Genomic DNA, 5,793 nt, shown 5'->3' with positions numbered 1-5,793 from the left:
CCTCCCCCACACGGTCGTGGGGGAGGTGCGCAGGGAGGAGACCAGACGCAGCAGCCGTGCCTCGTTCCCCACGAGGCCGGCGGCCCGCAGCGCCTCGTCCGCCTCGGCCATCGGGTGGGTGAGCATCACCCCCGCGTACGGGGCGAGCTGCGGATCGGTCAGCACGGCCTGGGTGGATTCGAGCAGCCGCAGGTACGCCTGGGCGGCGGCACGCTCGTTCGCGGTGATCGTGGTCGTGGTCATGTCGGGCTCCCTCTCGACAGTTCGGCGCTCACCACCCTCTCGTACGGGTCTGACAATCGCGCTCAGCCCCGCCCGTGGAGCCGCTCCATCAGCCGCTCCAGGAAGACCCGCTGGCCCTCGACGAGCAGCGGGGCGGCCACCTCGGGGAAGAACCAGCCGACCCGGTCGATCTCGGGGAACTCCCCCTGCACACCGGACCGGGGCGGCCACTCCATGGTGAACGTGCCGGGGGTGATCCCGGCCGGGTCGAGCGTTCCCTCGACGGCCCAGATCGTGACGAGCTTTCCGCTGCGCTGCCGGGACTCGCCGAGGTCCAGCCACTCGCCCACGGGGGCCGGGAGCCCCAGCTCCTCCTGGAACTCCCGGCCGGCCGCCGCCTCCGGGGTCTCGCCCGGCTCGTACTCCCCCTTGGGGATCGACCAGGCCGCCTGCTCGCGCGACGCCCAGAGGGGCCCGCCCATATGGCCGATGAGCACTTCGACGCCACCGTCCGCCGTACGTCGGAAGACCAGCAGGCCCGCACTGCGTTTGTCAGACATGCGGTCCAGTCTGGCCGACCGGGCCCCGCSGCGGGGCCGCGCCTCACCCGTCGGCGCCGACCACCACCGGACCGCCCGCGGGATCCACCCCGTCCGCCCACCCCGGCGGCAGCCGCACCGAGCGCCGGGGGAGGAGCACCCCTCCGAGCCGCACCCGCCCCACCGGGGCGCCGTCCTGGCTGAGGGTCAGGACCGGGCGCACGAGCCGGCGGGCGGGCCGGACCAGGAGGGGTGCCCCCGCCGGCCCGAGCAGTCCGGGCGTCACCCACCGCAGCGGATCCGCCGGTCCCGCCGCCACTCCCACCGGCACCCGGTCCTCCGGCCAGGGCCGTCCTTCGAGCAGCTCGGCCACGGCCGCCGCGGCGGCACGGCCCTCGGCGGCGGCGGCCACCGCCGGCTCCACGCCGCGCAGCAGGTTGCCCGCGGCGAAGACCCCGGGGACGGCGGTCCGGAAGTCGCCGTCCACCGCGGGGCCCCGGGTGCCGGGGGCGAGCGGCAGGCCGCCGGTCCTGGCCAGTTCGTGCTCCGGGATCCAGTCCCCGGTGAAGACCACGGTGTCGCAGCGCAGGGTGTACGGGGTGGCCCGTCCCGCCCCTGCCCGCACCACGACTCCGGTCAGCCGGCCGCGACCGAGGAGTTCCGTCACGACCGCACCGGAGAGCACCGGCACGGGCCCGAACACCGCCTTCCGCACCGGGTGTTCGGAGACGACCGCCACCACCTCCACCCCGGCGGTACGCAGCGTCCGCACGGCGCTCCGGGCCACCGGGTCGCCCCCGACGACCACCGCCCGCCGCCCGATGCGCCCGGGCCGTGCCCCGAAGCGGTGGACCAGCCGCTGGAGCTCGCCCGTGGTCAGCACCCCGGCGGGCCGTGAGCCGGGGACGAGCCGTGCGCCGCGGGGGCGTTCGCGGGCTCCGGTGGCCAGCACGACCGCGCGGGCCCGGACGCGCTCAAGACCGGTCGGCGCGGTGACGTCCAGGGTGAGCGGCCCGGCCCACCCGGTGGCGGACACGCCCGTACGGACGGTGGCCCCGGCGCGCAGGGCCGCGCGCACCGCGCGGCGCGCGTACCCGGGACCGTCCAGCGGGCGGCCCCGACCGTCCGCGCCGAAACCCGGGCGGGCGCAGTGCCGGGGGACCCCGCCGGCCGCCTGGTCCCGTTCCAGGACCTCGACGCGTCCCGCGCCCGCGGCGGCGAGGCGCGCGGCGGCGGCCAGGCCGGCGGGCCCGGCGCCCACCACGAGCACGTCGACCGTACGGTTCACCGCGATCCTCCTCGTACGCCTGTGACGACGTCCGTACGGGTCACCGCGTCCCCCCGCGGTGCTCCGTGTGCTCCTCGAACAGGGCGCGCACCTCCGCGCCGCAGGAGTGGCCCTGGCAGCGGCCCGCACGCGCGCGCGTGCGACGGCGCAGTCCGTCGAGGCCGGCCGGCGGGATCGTGGAGGTGAGCGCGGCCCGGATCTCCCCGCGGGTCACCCGCTCGCAGTGGCACACGACCGTGCCGAAGTCCGGGTCCCGGGCGATGAGGGCGGCGTTTCGGTAGGGGCGGGGGAACGCCTCGCCGAGGTTCGGCATCCGGACCGGGGCGAGCGGCCGTTCGGGGCCGGGGTCGAGTCCGCAGTCGGCGAGCAGCCCGCGGACGTGCTCGGCGACGGCCAGGGAGGCGGTGAGCCCGGTGGACCGGATCCCGCCCACCGTGACGTACCGGAGGCCGGGGTGCGCGGCGATCCGGTAGTCCTCCTGTCCGGTGGCGGCCCGCAGTCCGGCGTAGACGGCGGTGACCTCCTCGTCGAGCAGGGCCGGGAGGATCCGGCCGCCCTGCTCGCGCAGTCCGGCGAGTCCCTCGGCCGTGGTGCCGGTGGCGGTCTTGTCGGCCAGGTCCTCGGCGGTGGGCCCGAGCAGCACGTTCCCGTACACCGTCGGCGCGATCAGCACGCCCTTGCCGAGCGGGCCCGGCACGGGCAGCAGGATGTGCCGGACCAGGTCGCGGGCGAACGTGTCGAAGACGAGCAGCTGGCCCCGGCGCGGGGTGACGGTGAAGTCCTCGCGGCCGACGAGGGCGTCGAAGGAGTCGGCGTGGAGCCCGCAGGCGTTGACGAGGTGGCGGGCGCGCAGCACTCCGCGCGTGGTGACGAGCCGGTGGTGCGGATCGCCCGTGCGGACCGCCTCCACCCGGCACCCGAGGTGAAGGTCGACGCCGGAGCGGACGGCCTGGGTGGCGTACGCGAGGGTCGTCGTCCACGGGCAGATCACCGACTCGCCCGGCACGGCGAGCGCGGTGAGCGCGCCCGGGCCCAGGTGCGGCTCTCGGGAACGGAGTTCGGCGGTGCCGAGGAGTGCGGTGGAGTGGTGCCCGTTGCGCTCGGCCTTGGCCGCGAGCCGGGGGAGCGCGGCGCGCTGCTCTTCGTCCCAGGCGACGAGCAGGGCGCCGACCGGCTCCACCGGGATCCCGGTCTCCCGCGCGTAGTCGGAGAGCAGACGGTGTCCCTCACGGACGAGGCGGGCCTCAAGCGTGCCCGGGAGCGCGTCGAAACCGGTGTGCAGGATCGCGGTGTTGGCCTTCGACGTCCCGTCGCCGACGTCGTCCGCCGCCTCCACGAGGGCGACCCGCAGCGGGTGGCGGGCCAGCGTCCGCGCGATGGCGCAGCCGATGACCCCGGCGCCGACGACCACGACGTCGTACGCCGCGTCGGGGCCCGCGGGGAGGGGGCCGGTCCGCGTGACGCTCATGAGGACCCGGACCCGGACCCGGACCCGGACCCGGATGCGGAGTCGGAACCTGTGCCGGAAGCGGAGCCCGCCGTGGTGCCGGAGCCCGCCGTCGCGCCCGCCCCCGTCCGCTCCACCAGCGCCGCCACCTCCGTCCGGAACCGGCCGAGACGCTCCGCCGCCTCCGCCGCCGAGATGCGCGGCTCGTACACGACCGAGGGCTTCCAGGCCGGGACGGCCTCGCCGATCGTGAGTCCCCGGTCGTGGCCGAGCCGGGCCACGGCCCCGACGCCGAGCGCCGTCGCGTCGGGCAGCGAGGAGACCTCCACCGGGAGTTGGAGGAGGTCGGCCTGGGTCTGCATGAGCAGCGCGGACCGGGTGAGGCCGCCGTCGGCGCGCAGCGAGGTCAGCGGCGTCCCGCGGTCCGCGGCGACGGCGGAGGCGAGGTCCACGACCTGGGCGGCGATGCCCTCGCAGAGGGCGCGGACCAGATGGCCCGGCGTCGTGTCGAGGCCGAGGCCGGTGAGCGAACCGCGGACGTCGCCCCGCCACCAGGGCGCGGCGAGCCCGGCGAGCGCGGGTACGAACGTGACACCGCCGGTGTCCGCGACCCCGCCGCCCACCGGGTCGATCTCGGCCGCGCCGGCGATGACACCGAGATCGGTGAGCCAGCGCACGGCGGAGGCGACGGTGTACACCTGCCCGTCCAGGCAGTGGGCGACCCGCCCGCGCAGCCGCCAGGCGACACAGCTCACCAGGCCCGAGGACGCGCGCCGGGGCACGGGGCCGGTCTGCGCGAGGAGGAAGGCGCCCGTGCCGTACGTGCACTTGGCGGCGGCCGGTTCGTCGGCGCTCTGGGTGAGCAGGGCCGCCTGCTGGTCGACCAGGAGGCCGGTCAGCGGCAGCGGCGGGCCGAAGGCGGTGGTGGTGCCGACCGGCGCGTCGCAGTCCACGACCCGGGGGAGGCGCTCGCCGCCGAGGCCGTACAGGTCGAGTGCGGTGTCCGACCAGGCGACCGTGTCCAGGTCGAGGAGACCGGTGCGCCCCGCGGTCGCCGCGTCGGTCACGAAGGCGCCGGTCAGCCGGTGCACGAGCCAGGAGTCGCTCGTGGTGACGACGCCGGCGCCGGTGGCGTGGCGGCGGATCCAGGCCATCTTGGGCGCGGCGAAGTAGGGGTCGAGTGGGAGGCCGGTGAGCTGTCTCAACCGGGGCTCGTGGGGTGTGAGATCGGCGCAGACGGAGGCCGCCCGGCGGTCCTGCCAGACCAGTGCGTCGGTGAGTGGTTCGCCGGTGGCGGGGTCCCAGGCGAGGACCGTCTCGCCCTGGTTGGCGAGGCCCACGGCGACGACCGGGGTGCCGGCCTCGGCGAGTGCGGCGCGCCCCGCGGTGACCACGGAGTCGTACAGCTCACGCGGGTCGACCTCGACCAGGCCGCCCGGCAGGTGACGGGGCCGGACGGGGGCCGTCCCGCTGCCGAGGACTCCGCGCCGGGGGCAGAGGACGAGGGCCTTGGTGCCCGAGGTGCCCTGGTCCACGGCGAGTACCGGGCCCGTCATCGTGCTGCTCCCGTCCCTGGACGTTCGGTGATCATCCGGTCACCGAAAAGGGTCAGGGTGCCGTTCGTGCCGCGGTCCGTCAAGCCTCGGCGGGCGACCGCGTCAGGTCCGTCGACGTACCTGACGGCAAATCAAATTCAGTCGTTGGCTTGATAATTATCGTCAGGAAAGAAAGAGGACCGGTCGCATCCGGAGCCCTCTATAGTGATCGCCGATCAACGGCCGGGACGCCCGCCGGGGGATTGACCACCCCCAGCCCATCCACCGAGGACCCATGTCATCCACAGCACGTACCGCCCCCTGATGGCCGGACACGGCTTCAGACCCGTCTACCACCCCGCGGGCCACGACCACGGCCTGCGCAACGCCGTCCAGGACTTACGGACCGGGCGCTGGGTGGCGATGGCGCGGCTCCTGGACGAGACGACGGGCTGGGACGGCTGGACGCGGCGCACCCAGGTCCTCGCCGCCGTCGCCGCCGGCACCGACGTCGTCCACATGTGGCGCACCGAGCAGCCCGGCAGCCTCGCCGCCACCGTGATGCACAGCCGCGTGACCGTGGAACGGGCCGTCCGGGCCCACCGCGCCGGCCACGCCCGCACCCGGGAGCTCTGGCAGGAGGCCTGGACCGCCTGCCGGGAGTCCGCCGACCTGGCCCCCGACGACCCGGTGCCGTGGATCGGTCTGATCGCCCTCGCCGCCCTCGACGGCCGGCAGCGCATGGAGGAGCACCGGCTGTCC

General features: G+C 76.0%; 5 protein-coding genes and 1 pseudogene. 1 reads left to right on the top strand and 5 read right to left on the bottom strand.

Going from position 1 to position 5,793, the window contains the following annotated elements:
* The 5 genes from EAO70_RS26880 to EAO70_RS26860 form a co-directional block, all read right to left on the bottom strand.
* Positions 1–243: hypothetical protein (locus EAO70_RS26880; RefSeq protein ID WP_148005503.1), on the bottom strand; the 243-nt coding region annotated here is incomplete at its 3' end.
* Positions 244–305: 62 nt separating this feature from the next.
* Entirely contained in the window at positions 306–782 is a 477-nt protein-coding gene (locus EAO70_RS26875) for an NUDIX domain-containing protein (RefSeq protein ID WP_148005495.1), read from the bottom strand.
* Between the two features lie 43 nt (positions 783–825).
* On the bottom strand, positions 826–2,049 hold the full coding sequence (locus EAO70_RS26870; RefSeq protein WP_187284054.1) for an FAD-dependent oxidoreductase: 1,224 nt from the start codon (positions 2,047–2,049) through the stop codon (positions 826–828).
* A gap of 40 nt (positions 2,050–2,089) precedes the next feature.
* Positions 2,090–3,517 carry an FAD-dependent oxidoreductase gene (locus EAO70_RS26865; protein WP_148005494.1) on the bottom strand — a complete coding sequence of 476 codons (1,428 nt, stop codon included), beginning with the start codon at positions 3,515–3,517 and terminating at the stop codon, positions 2,090–2,092.
* Positions 3,514–5,052, bottom strand: a complete 1,539-nt coding sequence (locus tag EAO70_RS26860) for an FGGY family carbohydrate kinase (protein WP_148005493.1) — start codon at positions 5,050–5,052, stop codon at positions 3,514–3,516. The genes EAO70_RS26865 and EAO70_RS26860 overlap by 4 nt, the downstream gene beginning before the upstream one ends.
* A gap of 303 nt (positions 5,053–5,355) precedes the next feature.
* Between EAO70_RS26860 and EAO70_RS26855 the strand changes: the two are divergent.
* Positions 5,356–5,793: pseudogene (locus tag EAO70_RS26855) on the top strand (hypothetical protein); the annotation flags it as partial.

The organism is Streptomyces sp. adm13(2018), from assembly GCF_008042145.1.
In the GTDB taxonomy this organism is placed as follows: Bacteria; Actinomycetota; Actinomycetes; order Streptomycetales; family Streptomycetaceae; genus Streptomyces.
This window is presented reverse-complemented; position numbering and strand designations above follow the sequence as displayed.

Coding starts and splice junctions, on each gene's coding strand:
- EAO70_RS26875 (WP_148005495.1), bottom strand. CDS start 782: ATGTCTGACAAACGCAGTGCGGGCCTGCTGGTCTTCCGACGTACGGCG.
- EAO70_RS26865 (WP_148005494.1), bottom strand. CDS start 3,517: ATGAGCGTCACGCGGACCGGCCCCCTCCCCGCGGGCCCCGACGCGGCG.
- EAO70_RS26860 (WP_148005493.1), bottom strand. CDS start 5,052: ATGACGGGCCCGGTACTCGCCGTGGACCAGGGCACCTCGGGCACCAAG.